Source organism: Pseudomonas allokribbensis, assembly GCF_014863605.1.
Classification (GTDB): domain Bacteria; phylum Pseudomonadota; class Gammaproteobacteria; order Pseudomonadales; family Pseudomonadaceae; genus Aquipseudomonas; species Aquipseudomonas allokribbensis.
Genome location: NZ_CP062252.1, coordinates 1,437,055 through 1,456,924 on the forward strand (window position 1 = coordinate 1,437,055; position 19,870 = coordinate 1,456,924).

Here is a 19,870-nt window from a genome sequence, read left to right on the forward strand (position 1 = left end):
AGCGAATTCGCTCCCACAGGTTTTTGCATTGTTTCAGGTATTGCAGATCAGTCTTTCAGACCGAGGATGTCGCGTGCGACAGCTTCCGCGATGCGAATCCCGTCAACACCCGCCGACAGAATCCCGCCCGCATAACCCGCGCCTTCACCGGCCGGGAACAGACCTTTGACGTTCATGCTCTGCAGCGTCTCATCACGAGTGATGCGCAGCGGCGACGAGGTGCGCGTCTCGATCCCGGTCAGCACCGCATCGTGCAACGAATAACCGCGAATCTGCTTCTCGAACGCCGGCAACGCTTCGCGAATCGCTTCGATGGCGAAATCCGGCAACGCCAGGGCCAGATCGCCCAGCGCTACCCCCGGTTTGTACGACGGTTCGACTTCGCCCAGTTCGGTCGAAGGAATGTCGTTGATGAAGTCGCCGACCAGTTGCGCTGGCGCCTTGTAGTCGCTGCCGCCGAGGATGAAGGCGTGGGACTCCAGACGCTCCTGCAACTCGATCCCGGCCAGCGGTCCGCCCGGATAATCGACTTCCGGGGTGATGCCGACGACGATGCCGGAGTTGGCGTTGCGTTCGTTACGCGAGTACTGGCTCATGCCGTTGGTGACCACGCGATTCGGCTCGGAGGTCGCGGCGACCACGGTGCCGCCCGGGCACATGCAGAAGCTGTAGACCGAACGGCCGTTCTTGGCGTGGTGCACCAGTTTGTAGTCGGCGGCTCCCAACTTGGGGTGACCGGCGTACTTGCCCAGTCGCGCACGGTCGATCAGCGATTGCGGGTGCTCGATCCGGAAACCCACCGAGAACGGCTTGGCTTCCATGAACACGCCACGGTTGTGGAGCATGCGGAAGGTGTCGCGGGCACTGTGGCCGAGGGCCAGGACCACGTGTTTCGAATGCAGTGTTTCGCCGCTGGCCAGTTCGACGCCGACCAGTTGGCCGTCTTCGATCAGCACGTCGGTGACGCGTTCCTGGAAGCGCACTTCACCGCCCAGAGCGCGGATCTCTTCACGCATGGTCTCGACCATGCCGGTCAGACGGAACGTACCGATGTGCGGCTTGCTGACGTAAAGAATCTCTTCCGGGGCGCCGGCCTTGACGAACTCGTGCAAGACTTTGCGGCCGAGGAATTTCGGATCCTTGATCTGGCTGTACAGCTTGCCGTCGGAGAACGTGCCCGCGCCGCCTTCGCCGAACTGCACGTTGGACTCGGGGTTGAGCACACTTTTGCGCCACAGGCCCCAGGTGTCCTTGGTGCGCTGGCGCACTTCGGTGCCGCGTTCGAGGATGATCGGCTTGAAACCCATCTGGGCCAGCAGCAGGCCGGCGAAGATCCCGCACGGGCCGAAACCGACCACGATCGGGCGCTGGCTCAGGTCGTCTGGCGCCTGGCCGACGAATTTGTAGCTGACATCCGGCGCCACGTTGACGTTGCGGTCATCGGCAAACTTGCCCAGCACTTTCGCCTCGTCGCGCACTTCGAGGTCGATGGTGTAGATGAAGCACAGTTCGGAGGACTTTTTGCGCGCATCGTAGCTGCGCTTGAACAAGGTGAAATCGAGCAGGTCATCGCTGGCGATGCCCAGGCGTTGCACGATGGCAGCGCGCAGGTCTTCGTCGGGATGGTCGATCGGCAGCTTGAGTTCAGTGATTCGTAACATGACAGGATCCGGTTCGCGGGGCGCACAACTGCGCCAGGGCGTTTGAAGGTGGCGATTATAAGCCGCAACGGCCGGATCCCGTGAGGGTAAAACGATCAGTCGTTGCGCGAACCGCCGAAATACCCGCAACCACGCTGCACCTTGCCGTCGATCCGCAGCTCGGCACTCATGTGCTGCACGCTGCCGGTGTTGCTGTCGACGCAACGCTGCGGCGCCACCCACAGCTCGAGGCGCTGGTTGTTGGCTTCGCTGCTGAGGTTGAAACGGCCTTCGCCCAGTTGTTCTTCGACGTAAGGCACGGCGAGCGGTGGCTGGCCTTCGCGGTCGATGACCATGCCTTTGCCGCTGACCTTGACGTTCCATTCCGGGCCATGGCCGGCAGCGCGCAGGATCAGTTGCTTGAAGTTCGGATCATCGCAAGCGGTGCCGGAGCGTTCGACGCGATACAACTGGGTCAGGTCGAGACGGTCACCGGCAATCTTTCCGCGCACGTCGGCGAACAGCTTGCCCTGTTGATCGGCCAGCGTGGCGGCCTCTTGCAGGACGCTGGTACCGCCGATGTCGTTGACCACGTATTGGCGCTGCTCGCCGCAAGCCTGGAACACCAGTTTGCCGTCGGCAGCGGTCAGTTGCCCCTGCATCCGCGTCTGGCCGACGTGGGAGGCGCTTTCCCGCGCGCCATCGAACAACTGGCACGCGGCAAACAGAGGGAGCAGGGCAACAACGATCAAGGAACGGGCAACACGCATCTTTGGCTCTCCAGACAAGTGCCGCCACGTTACGCAGGCTGACCGCTTATCACAACCATGAGTTGGACTTGCCACGTACTGGAAACATTTGGCTTAACTTTGGGAGTCGGGACGAAGGGCATTTGGCCGTACCTTGTCCGCCTTTTAGAGAGGAGAGGCGTTATGAAAGGATCAGGCAGATTGCTGTTGGCGGCACTGGGAATGATGGCGTCGCTGCAGTCGATAGCGGCAGACATTGCTTTTTCATCCGGTGCGGATTTTTCCGAAATGAACCTTGAGCTCAGACGAAAAGATGATCCGAATCCGCAGGCCGTCATGCTCAATGTCACGTTGAGCCCGGAGGCGCAGCGTCGCCTGGAGCGGGTGACGACTGAGGGAATGCATCAGCGCCTGCAGTTGTCCATCAACGGCGTTCAAGTGTCGAACGCGACGATTCAATCGGTGATCAAAGGCCCGAGCCTGATGATAAGCGTGCCGCGCGAGGTCGCAAGGGACCTGTTGCCCACGCTGCTGGAGCCTTTGACACCTTGATGCGACGCTGGCCCAGCGCCGCATGCCGAGGTTTTTCAACCCACGTGAAATGTCTGACCTGTCTGCAAGCCTTCGACACTTTTGGCGTAGGCCAATGCCACATCCGCCGCAGGAACCGGTTTGTAGCCGCGGAAATACGGAGCGTAGCTGCCCATGGCTTCCACCAGCACGGTCGGGCTGATCGAGTTTACGCGCAGGCCGCGTGGCAGCTCGATGGCGGCGGCGCGGACGAAACTGTCGAGCGCGCCGTTGACCAGTGCAGCCGAAGCACCGCTGCGGATCGGGTCGTGGCTCAGTACGCCGGTGGTAAAGGTGAACGACGCGCCATCGTTGGCGAACTCGCGGCCGATCAGCAGCAGGTTGACCTGGCCCATCAGTTTGTCTTTCAGGCCGAGGGCGAAGCTGTCTTCGTTCATTTCACCCAGTGGGGCGAAAGTCACGTTGCCGGCGGCGCACACCAGGGCGTCGAACTTGCCGGTCTGTTCGAACAGCTTGCGGATCGATGCGCTGTCGCTGATATCCACCTGGAAATCGCCGCTGCTGCGGCCGATGCGAATGACTTCGTGACGCTGCGACAGTTCTTTGTCCACGGCCGAACCGATGGTGCCGCCTGCGCCGATCAACAGAATTTTCATCGTGCTTGCCTCAAGTGATTGAACGAGGTTTCAGTCTAGAGTGGTTTTTTCCGCTGATAAGCGCGCTAATGGGCAACCTTTGGTTTTCAAATGGAAACAATCCATGAGCGAGATGGATGATCTGGCGGCGTTCGCGGTGTTGATCGAGGCGGGCAGTTTTACCTTGGCGGCGCAGCAACTGGGGTGCAGCAAGGGGCAGTTGTCCAAGCGCATCAGTCAGCTGGAAACGCGGTTTTCCGTGGTGTTGCTGCAGCGCACGACGCGTCGGTTGAGCCTGACAGCGGCGGGGGCGGCGCTGTTACCGCAGGCCCAGGCGCTTGTAGTCCAGGTCGAAAGGGCGCGTCAGGCATTGGCGCGATTGAAGGACGACATGGCCGGTCCCGTGCGTATGACGGTGCCGGTGTCGCTCGGGGAAACGTTCTTCGATGGACTGCTGTTGGAGTTCTCCCAGAAATACCCGGAAGTGCAGATCGAGCTGGAGTTGAACAACAGCTACCGCGATCTCTCCCGCGATGGCTTCGATCTGGCTATTCGCACAGAAGTCGCCAACGACGAGCGACTGGTAGCCAGGCCCTTGCTTGCCTGGCAGGAAATGACCTGTGCCAGTCCGGCGTATCTTGAGCGTTTCGGCGAGCCGCTGACGCCGCAGGCACTGGTCGAACACCGTTGCCTGCTCAACAGTCATTACAGCGGTCGCGAAGAGTGGCTGTATCACCAGCAGCACGAATTGTTGCGGGTGCGGGTATCGGGGCCGTTCGCCAGCAATCACTACAACCTGTTGAAGAAAGCCGCACTGGCCGGCGCCGGCATCGCACGCTTGCCGTCCTATCTGTTGCAGGCGGAATTGGCTGACGGCCGATTGCGCTGGCTCCTTCGTGATTTTCAGACCCGGCGCATGCCGATGTACCTGGTGCATCCGTATCAGGGCGGGCTGCCGAAACGTACCCAAGTGCTGGCGGACTACCTGATCGGCTGGTTCAAGCGCAGCGGCGAGGCGTTGGACCGGCTTCAGCGGTAACGTCGGGCGATCAGATGATCGATCGACAGTTTGCCCGGCCCGGTGGTCATCAGGTACAGCAGAACGGCGGCCCAGGTTCCGTGAGTCGGGTAGGCGTCGGGGTACACGAACAACTCGATGACCAACGTCATGCCCAGCAATGCCAGCGCCGAAAACCGAGTGGCGAAGCCGACGAGGATCAGGATCGGGAAAAAGTGTTCGGCGAACGCTGCCAGGTGAGCGGCAATTTCCGGTGACACCAGCGGCACGTGGTATTCGCTCTGGAACAACGGAATCGTCGAGTCGGCCAGGTGCGGCCAGCCGATCTGGAAGGTGCCGTCGATCAGGTCGATGGCCAGACCCTCGACCTTGGTCTGCCCGGATTTCCAGAACACCGCCGCGATGGAAAAACGTGCGATGAAGGCGATCAGGCTGTGTGGGATTTTTTCCAGCAGTGCAATGGCACGGGCAACGAGGTTGTTCATGGCGAAACCTTTGGGTGGAAATGAGTGAGGGCATGGCGGCTGATCAACAGGGCCAGGGTCTGGCTGAGATCGAAGGCTTCTGCAGATTCCAGCGCCTGAGTGAGTGACAGGCCGGCCTTGAGCTGACGAATGAACTGGCTGGCGCCGTGATCCACGGCGAATACCTCGACCTCCAGGCCGTTGCGCAGGATCAGCGCCTGTTGGGCCTGATTCAGATCGATCCCGGCCAGCGTGTTGTCGTGCTGGTGCGCGGCCCAGATATCCACCACGGCAAAGGCTGAATCGAGCACATGCAGCGAAGGATGCAGACCGATTTGCAGATTGCTCAGAGCCTCTTGATCAGCGAATGCAGCAGCAATCTGTTCCTGGCTCAACGGCGATGCATCGGCGGCGTGATAGGCCAGCGTGCGCAAGCGCTCCAGCCGCGCGACATCGGCGAGGTAAGGCACGCTCGACGCCGGTTCGAATCCGCTGATGAAGTCCGCCAGATCACTGCCGTAGTCGCTCATCAACGGACTGTGTGGTGGATGGTTTTGAATGAAAACTCCGGCCATGGCGCGGAAGAATTCCTCTCCTACCAACTGCATTACCACGGGATAACTGTCGGCCAGTGCATTGCTCAACGAACCCTGCACGTTGTTGCGGTACACCGCGAATCGATTGGCCGGATCGGCCCCGTTGGCGCTGCACAAGCCGTCGGGGCAAGGCTGGCTAATGTCGAGGAGTGCTGCGCTGAAAGTGGCTTGGATACTCATGGCCGACCTCCTGCGACAAGCAGAAGCTCATCGGCCTGTTGCGCTTCGGCCAACAGCACGTTGAAGGCCGGCACCTGGTTGTCCCGCTCGATCAACGTCGCCACCGGGCCGACGCGTTCCAGCGCTTGCCGGTACAACGACCAGACGGCCTGATCGATCGGTGCGCCGTGATCGTCGATCAGCAAGCGATCACCGAGGCTGTCGGAATCTTCGGCAAAACCCGCGAGATGAATCTCGCCGACGGCGTGCAATGGCAGTGCGTCGAGGTAGGCCAGGGGATCGCGCTGATGGTTGATGCACGAGACATAGACGTTGTTCACGTCCAGCAACAAACCACAGCCGCTGCGCCGGATGACTTCACGGATGAAGTCCGCTTCGTCGATCGTCGAGCGCTGGAATGCCAGATACGTCGCCGGGTTTTCCAGCAGCATCGGGCGCTTGAGAGTGTTCTGCACCTGGTCGATGTGATCGCAGACGCGATTCAGCGTCGGCGTGTCGTAAGCCAGGGGCAATAGATCATTGAGAAACACCGGGCCGTGGCTCGACCAGGCCAGGTGTTCGGAAAAGGATTGGGGTTGATAACGCTCGATCAGCGCGCTCAGGCGTTTGAGGTGTTGAACATCCAGCGGGCCTTCGGCACCGATGGACAATCCGACGCCATGCAGCGACAGCGGATACGCCTCGCGGATCAAACCCAGAAAGTGATGGAACGGGCCGCCGGCCACCATGTAGTTTTCGGCGTGGACTTCGAAGAAACCGATGTCCGGTAAAGAACCGAGCACTTCACGAAAGTGCCCGGTCTTGAGCCCCAGCCCGGCACGGGGCGGGAGCCCGGGGAGGGCTGCCCGAGTGCGGGTGGAGGCATGGTCGCAGGAAGTGATCATGATCGACACTCGGGCAGCCGCCAGATCAGGACTTGGCCTTGAAGGCTTCCATCTGACCGAAACCGGTCGGCGAGGTTTTGCTTTCGGTGGTGGCGCAGGTGCCTTTCGGAACGAACTTCCAGGAGTTGGCCTGGTAATCCATTTTCGCCGTGCCTGCGCAGGTGGTGCCGGCGCCGGCGGCGCAATCGTTATGACCTTTCATGGCCACGCCGAAACATTTTTCCATGTTGGTGTTGTCGGCAGCCTGGACGGTCGAAACGGCGGCCATGCTCAGGGCGGAACCGAGGGCCAGAACCAGGGCGGTGGCGGACAGGGTGCGGGTGGTAGCAGTCATGATGTTTCTCCGGTTTCAACTTGGGTTGGAACAAGCGATGTGCGCTTGCTTACCCCACTAGAGAAACGACCTGGCGATGCGTTACAGCGATCGACAAAATTTTTTTGCCGGGCAAAAAAAAACGGCCCGAAGGCCGTTTGTTATTGGGCGTAATCTCTCTGCTATCAAACCGCGGCTTTTGCACAGTTGGGAAATGAACAGGAGAACGCTTATCTGATTTTTATACACAGAAGATTATCTAGGTTCACCATTCGGAGTTGAATCTGAATTCCGCGCCTTTAAACGGTGGCTGGTCAACGCCTGATAAATTGCTGACGGTCCCTCTAAGTGATAACTTTCCTGAATCATATACATCAAGTTGTACATCGCCCGCAGTTATTTCCCCACCTTTATCCACCTTGCCAGTTTTGTTGTCGAGCACGTTGAAATAAGCTGACACATCATCCACACCAATTTTATACGCACCAGAACCACTGATTTTAGGGCCTAGGGCCATTGCAAACAGGAATGCATGCGTCTGGTTTCGGACAAGGATGGCATGTACATAATCAGTCTTGTCCGAACCGCCACTTATTCCATGAACGGTTGATTCGACTACCTCATTTGCGTAGTGGAGTTTGCAGTAGTCTTCTACGTTGGCCATGTTTTTATCTCCAAGCGAATATTAAGTTTGTTTCGCCATGGAATGCTACGAGCGTATTGGTCTCTGGGGGTACTGTCATGTTTGACAGGTTTTTATAATTATTAGCGATGATGTCAATAACAAACAGCAAAAAAATGCCCACAACTTTCGATGCGGGCATTTCATTTTTTGCAGCAGATTCCGTGATCAACCGCCGAGATACGCCTCGCGCACTTTCGGGTCGGTCAGCAGCGCTTCACCGGTGCCTTGCATCACCACCCGGCCGTTCTCCAGAACGTACGCACGGTCAGCGATTTTCAGCGCCTGGTTGGCGTTCTGCTCAACCAGGAACACCGTCACACCGTCCTTGCGCAGCTGTTCGATGATGTCGAAGATCTGCTGGATGATGATCGGTGCCAGGCCCAGCGACGGTTCGTCGAGCAGCAGCAGTTTCGGCTTGCTCATCAGCGCCCGGCCGATGGCGAGCATTTGCTGTTCGCCGCCGGACATGGTGCCGCCGCGCTGGTTGAAGCGTTCTTTCAGGCGTGGGAAAAGTCCGAGAACCTTGTCCATCTGTTCCTGATAGTCGCCCTTGTCGGTGAAGAATCCGCCCATGGACAGGTTCTCTTCGACGGTCAGTCGGGCAAACACCCGACGGCCTTCCGGCACCACGGCAATGCTCTTGCGCATGATCTGCGACGATTCCTGGCCGACCAGTTCCTCACCCATGTAGCGGATGCTGCCGCTGTGCGCCTGCGGCGAACCGCACAGCGTCATCAGCAGGGTGGACTTGCCGGCACCGTTGGCGCCGATCAGGGTCACGATCTCGCCCTGACGGACTTCGACGTTGACGCTGTGCAGGGCCTGGATCTTGCCGTAGAAGGTGGAAACGTTTTCGAACTGCAGCATTTACGCTTCCCCCAGGTAGGCTTTGATCACTTCAGGATTGTCGCGGATCTGTTCCGGCGTGCCGTTGGCCAGAGGCGTGCCCTGGTTGATCACGACGATGTGGTCGGAAATGCTCATGACCAGTTTCATGTCGTGTTCGATCAGCAGCACGGTCACGTTGTGCTCTTCACGCAGCACGCTGATCAGCGCCTTGAGGTCTTCGGTTTCCTTCGGGTTCAGGCCGGCGGCCGGTTCGTCGAGCATGAGGATCCGCGGACGGGTCATCATGCAGCGGGCGATTTCCAGACGACGTTGCTGACCGTAGGCCAAGGTGCCGGCCGGACGGTTGGCGAATTCCTTGAGGTTGACCTTGTCCAGCCAGTATTCGGCGTATTCCATGGCCTCGCGCTCGCTTTTGCGAAACGCCGGGGTCTTGAACAGACCAGCCAGGAAGTTGGTGTTCAAGTGACGGTGCTGGGCGATCAACAGGTTCTCGACCGCTGTCATGTCCTTGAACAACCGCACGTTCTGGAAGGTACGCACCACGCCTTTGAGGGCGATCTTGTGGCCCGGCAGGCCTTCGATCGACTCGCCGTCGAGCACGATGCTGCCGCCGCTCGGCTTGTAGAAACCGGTCAGGCAGTTGAACACGGTGGTCTTGCCCGCGCCGTTCGGCCCGATCAGTGCAACCACCTCTTTTTCCTTCACGGTCAGGGCCACGCCGTTGACCGCCAGCAGGCCGCCGAAGCGCATGCTCAGATTTTCGACTTTCAGGATCTCGCGGCTCATTTGCGCAGCTCCATGTGAGGACGTTGCATGGGCAGCAGACCTTGAGGTCGCCAGATCATCATCAGCACCATCAGGGCGCCGAACATCAGCATGCGGTACTCACTGAACTCACGCATCATTTCCGGCAACAGGATCATCACGACCGCGGCCAGTACGACGCCCAGCTGCGAGCCCATGCCGCCCAGCACCACGATGGCGAGAATGGTCGCCGACTCGATGAAGGTGAACGACTCCGGCGTCACCAGACCCTGACGGGCGGCGAAGAAGCTGCCGGCGAAACCGGCGAAGCAGGCACCCAGGGTAAACGCCGAGAGCTTGATGATCGTCGGATTCAGACCCAGCGCACGGCAAGCGATCTCGTCTTCGCGCAACGCTTCCCAGGCACGGCCCAGGGGCATGCGCAGCAAGCGGTTGATGACGAACAGCGCGAACAGCGACAGCAACACCGCGATCAGGTAAAGGAAGATCACCTTGTTCACCGGGTTGTAGGTCAGGCCGAAATACTCGTGGAAGGTCTGCATCCCCTCTGCGGCCGTCTTGTCGAAGGTCAACCCGAAGAGGGATGGCTTCGGAATGTTGCTGATGCCGTTCGGGCCGCCGGTGATGTCGGTGAGGTTACGCAGGAACAGACGGATGATTTCACCGAAGCCCAGCGTCACGATCGCCAGATAGTCACCGCGCAGACGCAGTACCGGGAAACCGAGCAGGAAGCCGAAGGTGGCCGCCATCAGTCCGGCGATCGGCAGGCAGATCCAGAAGCTCAGGCCGTAGTAGTGCGACAGCAGCGCATAACTGTAGGCGCCGACGGCATAGAAGCCGACGTAACCGAGGTCGAGCAGGCCTGCCAGGCCGACCACGATGTTCAGACCGAGGCCGAGCATCACGTAGATCAGCACCAGCGTGGCGATATCCACCGCGCCGCGAGAGCCGAAGAATGGCCAGACCAGTGCACCGATGATCAACGCAATGATGATCCAGCGCTGGGTGGTCGGCAGGGTCAGGAAGCTGCTGGCCTTGGCCGGCATCTTGGGCAGGTTCGGCGAGGATTTCCACGCCGCACCGATCTGCTGGTCGAACAACACTCGCAGGAACATCAGTACCGAGCAGACGGCAATGGTGATCAAGGTCGAGGTACTGGTGCCATGCACTTCGAGGTTGATGCCGACGATGGTCAGCTTCAGACCGAGTACCGGGTAGGCCACCGCCCACACCAGCAGGGCGCTGAACAGCGCCTGTTTAAGATTCCTAGTCATACTTTCTCAACCTCCGGACGACCCAACAGGCCGGTTGGCCGGAACAACAGCACCAGAACCAGCAGGCCGAACGCCACGACGTCCTTGTACTGGTCGCCGAAGATATCGGCACCAAAGGCTTCCGCCACACCGAGCACCAGCCCGCCGAGCATGGCGCCGGGGATGCTGCCGATGCCGCCCAGTACCGCGGCGGTGAAGGCCTTGAGGCCGACGAGGAAACCGGCGTTCGGGTTGATCACGCCGTATTGCATGCTCAGCAGCACGGCCGCGATGGCCGCCAGCGCAGCACCGATGACGAAGGTCAGGGCGATGATGTTGTTGGTGTTGATGCCCAGCAGGTTGGCCATCTTGATGTCTTCGGCACAGGCACGGCAGGCGCGACCCAGGCGAGAGCGGGAGATGAACAGCGTCAGGCCGAGCATGGCGACCAGGGTCACCACGAACACCACGATTTGCATGTAGGAAATCAGCACTTCATGTGCGCCACCTGGCCCGATGGAGAAGTTGCCGGGGATCAGGTTGGGGATGGATTTGTCCTTGGAGTCTTGCGCCAGCAGAACCGTGTTCTGCAGGAAGATCGACATGCCGATGGCGGAAATCAGCGGGATCAGACGGTTGCTGCCGCGCAAGGGGCGGTAGGCGACGCGTTCGATGCTGTAACCGTAGGCACTGGTCACGACGATGGTTGCGAGAAAAGCGGCGGTCATCAACAGTGGAACACTGTCGAGTCCCATCATGGACAGCCCGGCGATGGCGATAAAGGCCACGTAGGAGCCGATCATGTACACCTCGCCGTGGGCGAAGTTGATCATTCCAATGATGCCGTAGACCATCGTATAGCCGATGGCGATCAGGGCATACGTGCTGCCAATGGTCATGCCATTAACCAGCTGTTGGAAGAAGTGATAGATGTCAGGCATTACAGCGCTCCTAAAAACCTGATACGCATTTCACTGGTGGAGTCATTTTCCCGCCCGGCCCCGTGGATCTTTATCCACTTCGAATCCGGGTTTTGCCAGCGAACCGCTGATGACGGTTTTGAGATTTTCAGGTGGGGAGACTGGCGGATCACGCCAGCGCGGCCCAATACATTCGTAAAACAAAGCCCACGGCACGCCGTGGGCTTTATTGGCAGTCAGTCAGGCAGCGCCTTACTGAGGCGAAACTTCGGTTTTAGGTTTGCCGAAGTGCCACTCGTAGACCACGAATTTGAAGTCCTTCAGGTCGCCCTTGGCATCGAAGCTCAGGTCGCCGGTAGGGGTCTTGAAGGTGCCGGCGTGAATGGCGGCCGCCACTTTCGCAGGGTCTTCGGATTTGGCAGCGGCGATACCGCCGGCAATCACTTCAACCGCCGAGTAGGAAGGGAACACGAACGGGCCGCTCGGGTCTTCTTTCTTCGCCTTGAATGCATCAGCCAGAGCAACGTTGGCCGGATCCTGGTCGAAGGACTTCGGCAGGGTCACCAGCAGGCCTTCGGACGCGTCCTTGGCGATCTGCGAGATGGAGTCGTTACCCACGCCTTCCGGACCCATGAACTTGGCTTTCAGGCCTTTTTCCTGGGACTGACGCAGGATCAGGCCCAGCTCTGGGTGGTAGCCGCCGTAGTAGACGAAGTCGACGTTGGCTTGCTTGAGCTTGGAGATCATCGAGGAGAAGTCTTTGTCGCCGGCGTTGACGCCTTCGAACACGGCAACCTTGACGCCTTTGCCTTCCAGGGTTTTCTTCACGGCGGTGGCGATGCCTTCACCGTATTGCTGTTTGTCGTGCAGAACAGCAACGATTTTCGGTTTCACGTGATCGGCAATGTAGTTACCGGCGGCAGGGCCCTGGGCGCTGTCCAGACCGATGGTGCGGAACACCATTTTGTAACCACGGCTGGTGATGTCCGGGCTGGTGGCAGCCGGGGTGATCATGATCACGCCTTCGTCTTCGTAAACGTCCGAAGCAGGCTGAGTGGAGCTGGAGCACAGGTGACCGACCACGAACTTGACGCCGTCGTTGACGACCTTGTTCGCAACGGCTACCGCTTGTTTCGGGTCGCAAGCGTCATCGTATTCAACGGCTTCGAGCTTCTTGCCGTCGACGCCGCCCTTGGCGTTGATCTGTTCGATGGCCATTTTGGCGCCACTGAACTGCATGTCGCCGTACTGGGCTACCGGGCCGGTTTTAGGGCCGGCGATACCGATCTTGATGGTGTCAGCTGCGAACGAATGGCTGGCAACCCCGGCCAGTACCATAGCGGCAAACAGTTTGGAAATCTGCTTAGTAGCCTTAGTCATAGTGCTCCACTCTTACTGTTGTATTTTTTTAGAGTCCTGACGCCGTAGCAGCAGAACCGGGCCAGATATCATCGCGATATCGTCCGGAAATGCCCCCGGCAACTGTACCGGTACAGTGTAGAGCGCCGGTTGTTGGCCTGGGAAGCTGGCGCCCAGGGGCAAATTCTGGAGATGTCGCTTTAATGAAAGAAAAAGACAGAATTGCGGCGGGACGTTCAGAGGGCTTATACCCCAATCATCAGCATTCCCTGGCCTTCCTGCTCTTTTCGTTCGGTACAGCCTTTTGCTACCGGGTTTTTCTGCCGGACCACCGACGTTATCATTCGCGTCGATTTCTTTTCCGGACAGTCCCATGAATCAAGAACCTAGCACCCTCTATGCCAAGCTGCTTGGTGAAACCGCATCTATTACCTGGAAGGAGCTGGAGCGCTTCTACGCCCAGGGTGCCCTATTGTGGGTCGACGCTGACCTGGATTTGATCGCCGTGGCCGAGGCCGTGGCATCGGATCAAGGCGAGAAAGTCGCTGCCTGGCTGGCCGAAGACAAAGTCGCCAAGCTGTCTGAAACGCGGGCGCTGGATATTTTTGAACGTGATCCGCAGATGTGGGCGGTCGTGGTTCGGCCATGGATTCTGGTCCAGGAAAGGGCGTCCGCCTGAGGTGGTGCGCCTTGTTGGTGCGCGCGATCGCCGAGGAAAAGTGTGTAGCCGAGTAGCGTGATGGCACGTTGCCGTAGAGAAATGCCACAAGCGGGGGTGGCATAACGGTGACGTAAACGTAACGGGCACAGTTTAGTAAGCAGCCTAACGGCTGCTTAATTGTTTCTGGATGTTGGAAAGGCTGAATACATCGGGGAATTCGAGGACTCCATCGCGAGCCAGCTCGCGATGGAGTCGCCTCGGTCTTCGATCAGACCGAGTAAGTCTTGCCAGTATGGTTATTCAGCGAGATGACCTTGGTCTTGCCGATCCGGTGACGGTAGATCTCGCGCAGGTACTTGATCGACTTCTTCACGCAATCGCGCGACAGGCGGATGTCGTTGATCGAGACAAACTTCTCTTTGTCGTTGATCAGCTCGCGGTACTTCTTCTCGTACATCGGTTTGATCGCGTACCAGTTGGTATCGAGGATCTTCGCCGGGTTCTCGAACTCGTTGAGCAGGTCATCGATACGCGCTTCGTCGAATTCTTCATTGATGATGAAGTCGAGGATCGAGTTGTCCAGCGTCTCGTCAAAACGGTACGGGTTCTTCGCGAAGCAACGCTTGATGAACGCCACGATCAGGGTCAGGAAGTCGTCCGACAGGCACGGGCTCTTGGCGATCAGGGTGGTCAGCGACAGGTTCGCCGAGGCGCCGATCACCAGTGCGTAACGCTTGAGCGTGGTGTTGGGGAACAGGCTGTTGAGGTGGGTCTTCAACCGGTTCAGGTCCATGTACGACAGTTTGTAGTCTTTCGGCAGCGAAACGATCGAGACCACCGACGAGCAGTTCTTGAAGAAGTGCAGGTCGTGCAGCGCAGCGGCGTCGTAGCCGGAGTTCTTGTACTGCTCAAGCGAGGCGCGATAACGCTTGGATTCGATCGGCAGCAGGCTGATGCCTTCGATGGCCTGGGTGACCTTGTTGAAGTGCGGCAGGTCGATCGAGCGGAAGAACAGGTCGTCGATGTTCAGGCGCTGTGGCTCTTTGTCGAACACCTTGAACTTGTCGCTGCTCGGCGGCGGGGTTTCCGGCACTACCGATTCTGCGTAGGCAATCGCCACCGGGCCGGCCAGACTCATGAACAGGTCGTTGGCGTCCAGGCGAATGGTCTCGCCGATGTCGATGCCGGCACGACGGAAATAGTTCTGGTCGTAGTCGGTCGTGACTGCCTGGGCCGTCAGAATGTTGAAGATCTGCTGCGAGATGTACTGGTTGGCGTGCTTCTCCATCGCATTGACATCAATGTTCTGGATGTTGCCGTCATCGCTTTCTTCGGCGTAACGCATGATGTCGTTGGAGATCAGCATCATCGCGTTCCATGGGCGGATACGGCCCATGACGCTGGCTTCGCTGCTGTCTTCGTTGGCGAAGTTGTACGAGAAATCCCATTCTTCCGAGAGGTATTTGCACAGCAGGCGACCGGCGTTGATGTGCAGCGCCTCGGACATTTCGCTGCGGTGGTCGGAAATGTTCGGCAGCACGCAGATACCGCTGGTGAAGATCGGCTCGAACACGAACGAATGACCGCTCTTGCCGTCATGTTCGTCCATCGGCTTGGTGTCGAACGTCTTGTTCATGTACGAGTGCTGCTGGGCCAGGCCGAATTCCGAGGCCATGCCCGAACCGGTACCGCCGCCGGCACTGAAGATCGAGAAATACAGGCGCGACTGGTTGGCCTTGATACCGCAGCTGTCGATCAGGTACGAGTGGATCATTTTCCAGTCAGGGCTGGAGAAACGCTGGGTATCCTTGTTCAGGATGATCTTCGCCAGGTACTGGCCGAGGATCGGCGCGTTACCGGCGCCGCCGGCGTGGACTTCGGACAAGTCCATGATCTTCATTTTGCTGTAGTCGCGCAGGAAGCCGCTCTTTTCGCCCTTGCGCGAGAAACGGATGCGTCCGGCGATGTCTTTGTCCAGGTCGCCGAGCATCACCAATGGTTCCACCAGAAACACCGGTTTGGTCGACTTGTTCGGGCCGATCCGCAGGTTCTGCTTGATCCACTGGGCCGGGCTGTAGCCTTTGTCGGTCGCCAGACGCCGGTCAGCCGCGCGATCTTCGTTGTTGAATTCGTTGAGGTAGAACTTGCGCGCGTTGTACACCAGCTCCGCCACGTCGAGGGCAATGTTGGAGCCGCAGCGACCGAGGCCGATCAGGCACACCGACGGGAATTCCTGATCGTTGTGCTGCTCGTTGTCGCCTTCCAGGTGCGGCGGACGCGGGAACACCAGGTCACGCAGGCCATCGAGGTTGTCGAGGATGCGGTCGGTGTTGGTTTCGGTGAAATACAGGTATTGCTGGGTGCCCAACGGGCGCGAAGGAGGCAATGGCTTCATCGGGGCAGGGCTGTTCGCTGCTGGGCTCAGGGTCAGATCGGATACCGCAGTGGCCGGATTGTTTTTAGAAGTCATTGTGCGCCATATACCTGGACTGGTTGGTTCGGCGACCGGTGTCGTCGAGCCTCACGGAATGGGAATCTCGCGTCTTTTTACTGCGCGTATTTGGCCCGTGCGTCAGGGTTCTGGCCTGAGTGCCGCGCGGGGGAATCCTTTCCTGATTGATGATGGATCGGCCATTATTCGGCGATCTTTAATCAAAAGGAGGCTAAATGATGTCAACGCTACCTTCGTTGGGGTTTGCCGGAATCGGTCTGATGGGCCTGCCGATGTGCCGGCGTCTGCTGGCAGCGGGTTATCCGCTGACCGTGTGGAACCGCAATCCGGACAAATGCGCGCCGCTGGTCGAGGCCGGTGCCCGGCAGGTGGCGACACCCGCCGAGCTGTGTCGGCACGCCGATGTGGTGATGCTGTGCCTGGCTGACACGGCCGTGGTGCGTGAGGTGGTGTTTGGCACGGCCGGAGTCGCCGAGGGTGCGAAGCGCGGTCAGTTGCTGGTGGATTTTTCCAGCCTGGAACCGACGGCGACTCGCGAGATGGCGGCTGAGTTGGCCGACAGGACTGGCATGACGTGGCTCGATTCACCGGTGTCCGGCGGCGTGGTCGGGGCCGAGGCTGGCAGTCTGGCGATCATGGTGGGCGGTGATGCAGCGGATCTTGATCGCGTACGCCCGGTGTTGCTCGCCCTCGGTCAGCGCGTCACGCACATGGGCGGCGTCGGCGCCGGCCAGGTGACGAAGGCCTGCAACCAGATGATCGTCGCGTGCAATGCGCTGGTGATTGCCGAAGTGGTCGCGCTGGCCGAGCAGTCCGGGGTCGACGCCAGTCTGATCGCCGAGGCACTGGCCGGTGGTTTCGCCGATTCGAAGCCGTTGCAGATCCTCGCCCCGCAAATGGCCGAAAGCCGTTTCGAACCGGTGAAATGGCACGTGCGCACGCTGCTCAAGGATCTCGATACAGCGGTGAAGTTTTCTCGCGAAGTGGGCTCGGCCACGCCGATCAGCGGATTGGCCGCACAACTGATGCGCCTGCATGGGGCGCAGGGCTTTTTGGCGAAAGATCCATCAACACTGGTGAAAATGTACCGCGAGCCAGCGTCAGCGGATTGACCGCGTGGGAGTGTTTGCGCTGATTGATCTCTTCCAGGACCGGGCGCAGTTCGTCCAGCGGCACCGGACGGCTGAGCAGGTAGCCCTGAATGAAGTCGCAGCCCGAACGCTCGAGGAATTCGTATTGCTCCAGGCTTTCCACGCCTTCGGTGACCACCTGCAGGTGCAGGGTGTGGGCCATGACGATGATCGCCTGGACGATTTCCATGTCGGCGGTGGCTTTGGGAATATCGAGGATAAATGAGCGGTCGACTTTCAGTGTGTTGAGCGGCAGTCGCTTGAGGTAGGCCAGCGACGAATAACCGGTGCCGAAATCATCGATCGACAACGACACGCCCAGGGCGCGGATCTGCCGCAACAGCACCAGCGTGTTGGCGATGTTGCCCATCAGGGCGTTCTCGGTCACCTCCAGCTCCAGCCGTTCGGGGGAAACGCCGGCACTGCGCAAGGCGTGTTCGATTTCATTGGCCAGTTCTTCCCGGGCCAGATTCAGCGGTGAGCAGTTCCAGGCGATCTTCAGGTCATCACAGCCATGGCGCGACAATTCGCCAAGGTCTTCACAGGCCTTGCGCAACACCCAGTTGTCCAGTTCGGCGATCAGGCCGTTGTTTTCGGCGATGGCGATAAAGCGATCCGGGGTCAGCAGGCCGTGCACCGGGTGCTGCCAGCGAATCAGCGCTTCAAGCTTGGTGACCTTGCCGGTCTTCAGTTCGAAGATCGGCTGGTAATACAGCATCAGCCCGTTCTCTTCGCGCAGGGCAAGACGCAGTTCTTCTTCCAGTTGCAGCTCCAGGCTTGCGCGGTTTTTCAGGTTGGAATCGAAAAAGTGCACGCCGTTGCGTCCAGCGCCCTTGGATTGATACAGCGCCAGGTCCGCGTGCTTGAGCAGTTCATCACAGGTGGTGCCGTCTTCGGGAAACAGGCTGATGCCGATGCTGGTGGTCATCACCATGCGCCGTCCGGCCAGTTCGATCGGCTCCTTCATCTTGAGCATGATGCGCTGAGCGAGGTTGCGTGCTTCTTCGCGGTCGCGCAGGCCGATCAGGATGCAGAATTCGTCGCCACCGAAACGGGCGACCACGTCTTCATGGCCGCGCACCGAACCTTTGATGTGCTGGGCGATGACTTTGAGGAGCTCGTCGCCGGCATCATGGCCGAGGCTGTCGTTGATGCGTTTGAAGTGGTCGATGTCGAGAAACATCACCGCGAGCATGCCGCCCTCGGTGGATTTCTGGCTGAGCTTTTCAGCGAAGAGCTGGTTGAAACCGCGACGGTTGATCAGGTTGGTCAGAGCGTCGTAATTGGCCGCCTGCTGCAGCGACATCCGCGCCTGATCGAGCTGGCTGAGCAACATGTTGACCCGGCGCAGGTCCTGTTCCTTGTTCTGCAGTTTCTTGTCGGCCAGTGCGGCGCTGATGGCGCTGCCGAGGATCAGCAGGGTGATAAAGGCGACGGTGAGCCCCAGTTGCAAGTGGCTGGAGCCGGGCTTCAGTGTGGGAATGCTCCCCTCCGGGAGGACCAGATGCAACGCCGCCATGCCGGTGAAGTGCATGCTGATGATGCCGGCCCCGAGAATCAGTGTGGCCACGTATTTGAGCATCTGGTTGTGCAGGCCGCTGCCTTCACGCAAATTCCCGGCCACCCACAGGGCGGCGAAACTGGCACCGATTGCAATCAGGATCGACAGTCCGAACAGGGTCGGATCGTAGTAGGCCGTGGCCGCCGATTGCATGGCGGCCATGCCGACGTAGTGCATGCCGGCGATGCCCAGGCCGATGACGATGGCGGTCTTGAGGTATTGCAGCAGACTGGGCTGCGGCTCGCTCAGCGTGTGCATGGCCAGCCAGGAGGCCAGCACGGCGATCAGCAGGGAAAACAGGGTGATGGACAGGTCGTACTGGATATCGATCGGCGTCTGGAACGCCAGCATGCTGATGAAATGCATGGCCCAGATGCCACCGGCCAGGCAGGTGGCCCCGATCCAGCGCCAGATCCTGCGTGATCCGGGATCTTCGGCATGGCCGACGCGTTCCGCCATGTCGAGGGTAGCGAAGCTCGCGGCGCAGGCCACCAGATAGGCGATCAGCACCAGCAAGGGGTTGTGTGTGCAATTGAGAATGACCTGCCCGCTCTCCGGCAGCTCGGCAACAAACTGCAAACCAAGCCACTCCATAGCATGCCCCGTCTCTGAGTGCTTCCTTACTGCGTCATCAACGCAGGCGAATGAATGCAGTATAGAGGCCGATTTCGGGGCGCAAGCGGTGGTGGCACATTGGCTCTAATGATTTTGGCATGAGCGTCATAGCGATTGGCGCTAAGCCTCGTACGCTCGGTAGCTCAGGCGACTTCGTTCCAGTGCGGTTGCAATGGCGGCAGGCCAAAACGGGCACGCGCCTTGTCGCAGTCGGTGTTCTGCTCGCCGTTTTCCCATGACGCCTCGAACTCGCGGCAAGGGCTGGAACGCTTGTCGTAGATCGTGCAGGCCACCGATTTTCCGACGTCGCCTTCCAGCGCGGTGCAGCGCGGCGCCTTGCGGTCGGTACCGATCATCGCGACCCGGCTGGGCGTGATCTGGGTGACCAGTTCATCGGGTACGGTCCCGCCGGAGGATGCGCATTCCCCCCAGAAAAATGAAACACGAAAATGGGAACAGCAGGCACCGCAACTCAGACACGGACTGACTTCGGACATTAGGGGGGCATCAAAGGGATTGATCGGCAGGATCCGGACGGATCCGGCGGCCATTCTAGGCTTTGCCACGGCGTTGGGAAGGGGGGCGTGAAAGTATTTTTTCATTGCCGGAT

General features: G+C 59.5%; 20 protein-coding genes. 4 read left to right on the plus strand and 16 right to left on the minus strand.

Translation table 11 applies throughout. The features are described 5' to 3' along the window. Positions 1–47 precede the first annotated feature (47 nt). Together IF199_RS06520 and IF199_RS06525 are read right to left on the minus strand one after the other, a co-directional pair. On the minus strand, positions 48–1,661 hold the full coding sequence (locus IF199_RS06520; protein WP_192559955.1) for an NAD(P)/FAD-dependent oxidoreductase: 1,614 nt from the start codon (positions 1,659–1,661) through the stop codon (positions 48–50). Between the two features lie 95 nt (positions 1,662–1,756). Next, positions 1,757–2,410: a COG3650 family protein gene (locus IF199_RS06525; protein WP_192559956.1), complete on the minus strand. Its 654-nt coding sequence runs from the start codon at positions 2,408–2,410 to the stop codon at positions 1,757–1,759. A gap of 162 nt (positions 2,411–2,572) precedes the next feature. Here IF199_RS06525 and IF199_RS06530 point away from each other — a divergent pair, with 162 nt between their 5' ends. Beyond that, the gene (locus tag IF199_RS06530; RefSeq protein WP_192559957.1) at positions 2,573–2,941 is read left to right on the plus strand and encodes a hypothetical protein; all 369 of its coding nucleotides are present in this window, start codon (positions 2,573–2,575) and stop codon (positions 2,939–2,941) included. A gap of 35 nt (positions 2,942–2,976) precedes the next feature. On the opposite strand, the gene IF199_RS06535 is transcribed toward IF199_RS06530, so the two are convergent. Further along, positions 2,977–3,576, minus strand: a complete 600-nt coding sequence (locus tag IF199_RS06535) for a short chain dehydrogenase (RefSeq protein ID WP_192559958.1) — start codon at positions 3,574–3,576, stop codon at positions 2,977–2,979. Positions 3,577–3,679: 103 nt separating this feature from the next. Between IF199_RS06535 and IF199_RS06540 the strand changes: the two genes are divergently transcribed. Beyond that, entirely contained in the window at positions 3,680–4,594 is a 915-nt protein-coding gene (locus IF199_RS06540; RefSeq protein ID WP_102621490.1) for a LysR family transcriptional regulator, read from the plus strand. On the opposite strand, the gene IF199_RS06545 is transcribed toward IF199_RS06540, so the two are convergent. The 10 genes from IF199_RS06545 to IF199_RS06590 form a co-directional block, all read right to left on the minus strand. Continuing rightward, on the minus strand, positions 4,585–5,058 hold the full coding sequence (locus tag IF199_RS06545; RefSeq protein WP_192559959.1) for a DoxX family protein: 474 nt from the start codon (positions 5,056–5,058) through the stop codon (positions 4,585–4,587). The genes IF199_RS06540 and IF199_RS06545 overlap by 10 nt on opposite strands. Continuing rightward, positions 5,055–5,813 (minus strand): HvfC/BufC N-terminal domain-containing protein, encoded by a 759-nt coding sequence (locus tag IF199_RS06550; RefSeq protein WP_192559960.1) that lies wholly within the window; start codon positions 5,811–5,813, stop codon positions 5,055–5,057. Before IF199_RS06550 ends, IF199_RS06545 begins: the two co-directional genes overlap by 4 nt. After that, complete coding sequence (bufB, locus tag IF199_RS06555) at positions 5,810–6,697, minus strand: MNIO family bufferin maturase (RefSeq protein ID WP_192559961.1); 888 nt, start codon at positions 6,695–6,697, stop codon at positions 5,810–5,812. Before bufB ends, IF199_RS06550 begins: the two co-directional genes overlap by 4 nt. Before the next feature lie 25 nt (positions 6,698–6,722). Then, on the minus strand, positions 6,723–7,031 hold the full coding sequence (locus IF199_RS06560; RefSeq protein ID WP_096819509.1) for a BufA1 family periplasmic bufferin-type metallophore: 309 nt from the start codon (positions 7,029–7,031) through the stop codon (positions 6,723–6,725). A 244-nt stretch (positions 7,032–7,275) separates the two neighbouring features. Beyond that, positions 7,276–7,674 (minus strand): hypothetical protein, encoded by a 399-nt coding sequence (locus IF199_RS06565; RefSeq protein WP_192559962.1) that lies wholly within the window; start codon positions 7,672–7,674, stop codon positions 7,276–7,278. Between the two features lie 186 nt (positions 7,675–7,860). After that, positions 7,861–8,562, minus strand: a complete 702-nt coding sequence (locus IF199_RS06570; protein WP_096819507.1) for an ABC transporter ATP-binding protein — start codon at positions 8,560–8,562, stop codon at positions 7,861–7,863. Further along, positions 8,563–9,330, minus strand: coding sequence for a high-affinity branched-chain amino acid ABC transporter ATP-binding protein LivG (gene livG / locus IF199_RS06575; RefSeq protein WP_096819506.1), 768 nt, complete (start codon positions 9,328–9,330; stop codon positions 8,563–8,565). It abuts the gene before it with no gap. Then, entirely contained in the window at positions 9,327–10,583 is a 1,257-nt protein-coding gene (locus IF199_RS06580; protein ID WP_096819505.1) for a high-affinity branched-chain amino acid ABC transporter permease LivM, read from the minus strand. Before IF199_RS06580 ends, livG begins: the two co-directional genes overlap by 4 nt. After that, positions 10,580–11,503: a high-affinity branched-chain amino acid ABC transporter permease LivH gene (gene livH, locus IF199_RS06585; protein ID WP_085729918.1), complete on the minus strand. Its 924-nt coding sequence runs from the start codon at positions 11,501–11,503 to the stop codon at positions 10,580–10,582. The genes IF199_RS06580 and livH overlap by 4 nt, the downstream gene beginning before the upstream one ends. A 231-nt stretch (positions 11,504–11,734) precedes the next feature. Next, positions 11,735–12,862, minus strand: a complete 1,128-nt coding sequence (locus IF199_RS06590) for a branched-chain amino acid ABC transporter substrate-binding protein (protein WP_096819504.1) — start codon at positions 12,860–12,862, stop codon at positions 11,735–11,737. A 352-nt stretch (positions 12,863–13,214) separates the two neighbouring features. On the opposite strand from IF199_RS06590, the gene IF199_RS06595 reads away from it, so the two are divergent. Then, positions 13,215–13,520, plus strand: a complete 306-nt coding sequence (locus tag IF199_RS06595; RefSeq protein ID WP_096819503.1) for a DUF2288 domain-containing protein — start codon at positions 13,215–13,217, stop codon at positions 13,518–13,520. Positions 13,521–13,770: 250 nt separating this feature from the next. Here the strand turns inward: IF199_RS06595 and IF199_RS06600 are convergent, their stop codons facing one another. After that, on the minus strand, positions 13,771–15,972 hold the full coding sequence (locus IF199_RS06600; RefSeq protein ID WP_096819502.1) for a hypothetical protein: 2,202 nt from the start codon (positions 15,970–15,972) through the stop codon (positions 13,771–13,773). Between the two features lie 197 nt (positions 15,973–16,169). Here IF199_RS06600 and IF199_RS06605 point away from each other — a divergent pair, with 197 nt between their 5' ends. Beyond that, complete coding sequence (locus IF199_RS06605) at positions 16,170–17,066, plus strand: NAD(P)-dependent oxidoreductase (protein ID WP_192559963.1); 897 nt, start codon at positions 16,170–16,172, stop codon at positions 17,064–17,066. On the opposite strand, the gene IF199_RS06610 is transcribed toward IF199_RS06605, so the two are convergent. Beyond that, on the minus strand, positions 16,957–19,239 hold the full coding sequence (locus IF199_RS06610; RefSeq protein WP_192559964.1) for a putative bifunctional diguanylate cyclase/phosphodiesterase: 2,283 nt from the start codon (positions 19,237–19,239) through the stop codon (positions 16,957–16,959). The genes IF199_RS06605 and IF199_RS06610 overlap by 110 nt on opposite strands. 164 nt (positions 19,240–19,403) lie before the next feature. Next, the gene (locus IF199_RS06615; protein ID WP_102621484.1) at positions 19,404–19,757 is read right to left on the minus strand and encodes a YkgJ family cysteine cluster protein; all 354 of its coding nucleotides are present in this window, start codon (positions 19,755–19,757) and stop codon (positions 19,404–19,406) included. Positions 19,758–19,870 lie beyond the last annotated feature (113 nt).

What these genes read in the sequence shown, in the direction of transcription:
- IF199_RS06610 (WP_192559964.1), bottom strand. Translation starts at nt 19,239, where the DNA reads ATGGAGTGGCTTGGTTTGCAGTTTGTTGCCGAGCTGCCGGAGAGCGGG.
- livH (WP_085729918.1), bottom strand. Translation starts at nt 11,503, where the DNA reads ATGCCTGACATCTATCACTTCTTCCAACAGCTGGTTAATGGCATGACC.
- IF199_RS06590 (WP_096819504.1), bottom strand. Translation starts at nt 12,862, where the DNA reads ATGACTAAGGCTACTAAGCAGATTTCCAAACTGTTTGCCGCTATGGTA.
- IF199_RS06615 (WP_102621484.1), bottom strand. Translation starts at nt 19,757, where the DNA reads ATGTCCGAAGTCAGTCCGTGTCTGAGTTGCGGTGCCTGCTGTTCCCAT.
- IF199_RS06545 (WP_192559959.1), bottom strand. Translation starts at nt 5,058, where the DNA reads ATGAACAACCTCGTTGCCCGTGCCATTGCACTGCTGGAAAAAATCCCA.
- IF199_RS06560 (WP_096819509.1), bottom strand. Translation starts at nt 7,031, where the DNA reads ATGACTGCTACCACCCGCACCCTGTCCGCCACCGCCCTGGTTCTGGCC.
- IF199_RS06550 (WP_192559960.1), bottom strand. Translation starts at nt 5,813, where the DNA reads ATGAGTATCCAAGCCACTTTCAGCGCAGCACTCCTCGACATTAGCCAG.
- IF199_RS06580 (WP_096819505.1), bottom strand. Translation starts at nt 10,583, where the DNA reads ATGACTAGGAATCTTAAACAGGCGCTGTTCAGCGCCCTGCTGGTGTGG.
- IF199_RS06540 (WP_102621490.1), top strand. Translation starts at nt 3,680, where the DNA reads ATGAGCGAGATGGATGATCTGGCGGCGTTCGCGGTGTTGATCGAGGCG.
- IF199_RS06530 (WP_192559957.1), top strand. Translation starts at nt 2,573, where the DNA reads ATGAAAGGATCAGGCAGATTGCTGTTGGCGGCACTGGGAATGATGGCG.
- IF199_RS06570 (WP_096819507.1), bottom strand. Translation starts at nt 8,562, where the DNA reads ATGCTGCAGTTCGAAAACGTTTCCACCTTCTACGGCAAGATCCAGGCC.
- IF199_RS06520 (WP_192559955.1), bottom strand. Translation starts at nt 1,661, where the DNA reads ATGTTACGAATCACTGAACTCAAGCTGCCGATCGACCATCCCGACGAA.
- IF199_RS06535 (WP_192559958.1), bottom strand. Translation starts at nt 3,576, where the DNA reads ATGAAAATTCTGTTGATCGGCGCAGGCGGCACCATCGGTTCGGCCGTG.
- IF199_RS06525 (WP_192559956.1), bottom strand. Translation starts at nt 2,410, where the DNA reads ATGCGTGTTGCCCGTTCCTTGATCGTTGTTGCCCTGCTCCCTCTGTTT.
- livG (WP_096819506.1), bottom strand. Translation starts at nt 9,330, where the DNA reads ATGAGCCGCGAGATCCTGAAAGTCGAAAATCTGAGCATGCGCTTCGGC.
- IF199_RS06595 (WP_096819503.1), top strand. Translation starts at nt 13,215, where the DNA reads ATGAATCAAGAACCTAGCACCCTCTATGCCAAGCTGCTTGGTGAAACC.
- IF199_RS06600 (WP_096819502.1), bottom strand. Translation starts at nt 15,972, where the DNA reads ATGACTTCTAAAAACAATCCGGCCACTGCGGTATCCGATCTGACCCTG.
- IF199_RS06565 (WP_192559962.1), bottom strand. Translation starts at nt 7,674, where the DNA reads ATGGCCAACGTAGAAGACTACTGCAAACTCCACTACGCAAATGAGGTA.
- IF199_RS06605 (WP_192559963.1), top strand. Translation starts at nt 16,170, where the DNA reads ATGATGTCAACGCTACCTTCGTTGGGGTTTGCCGGAATCGGTCTGATG.
- bufB (WP_192559961.1), bottom strand. Translation starts at nt 6,697, where the DNA reads ATGATCACTTCCTGCGACCATGCCTCCACCCGCACTCGGGCAGCCCTC.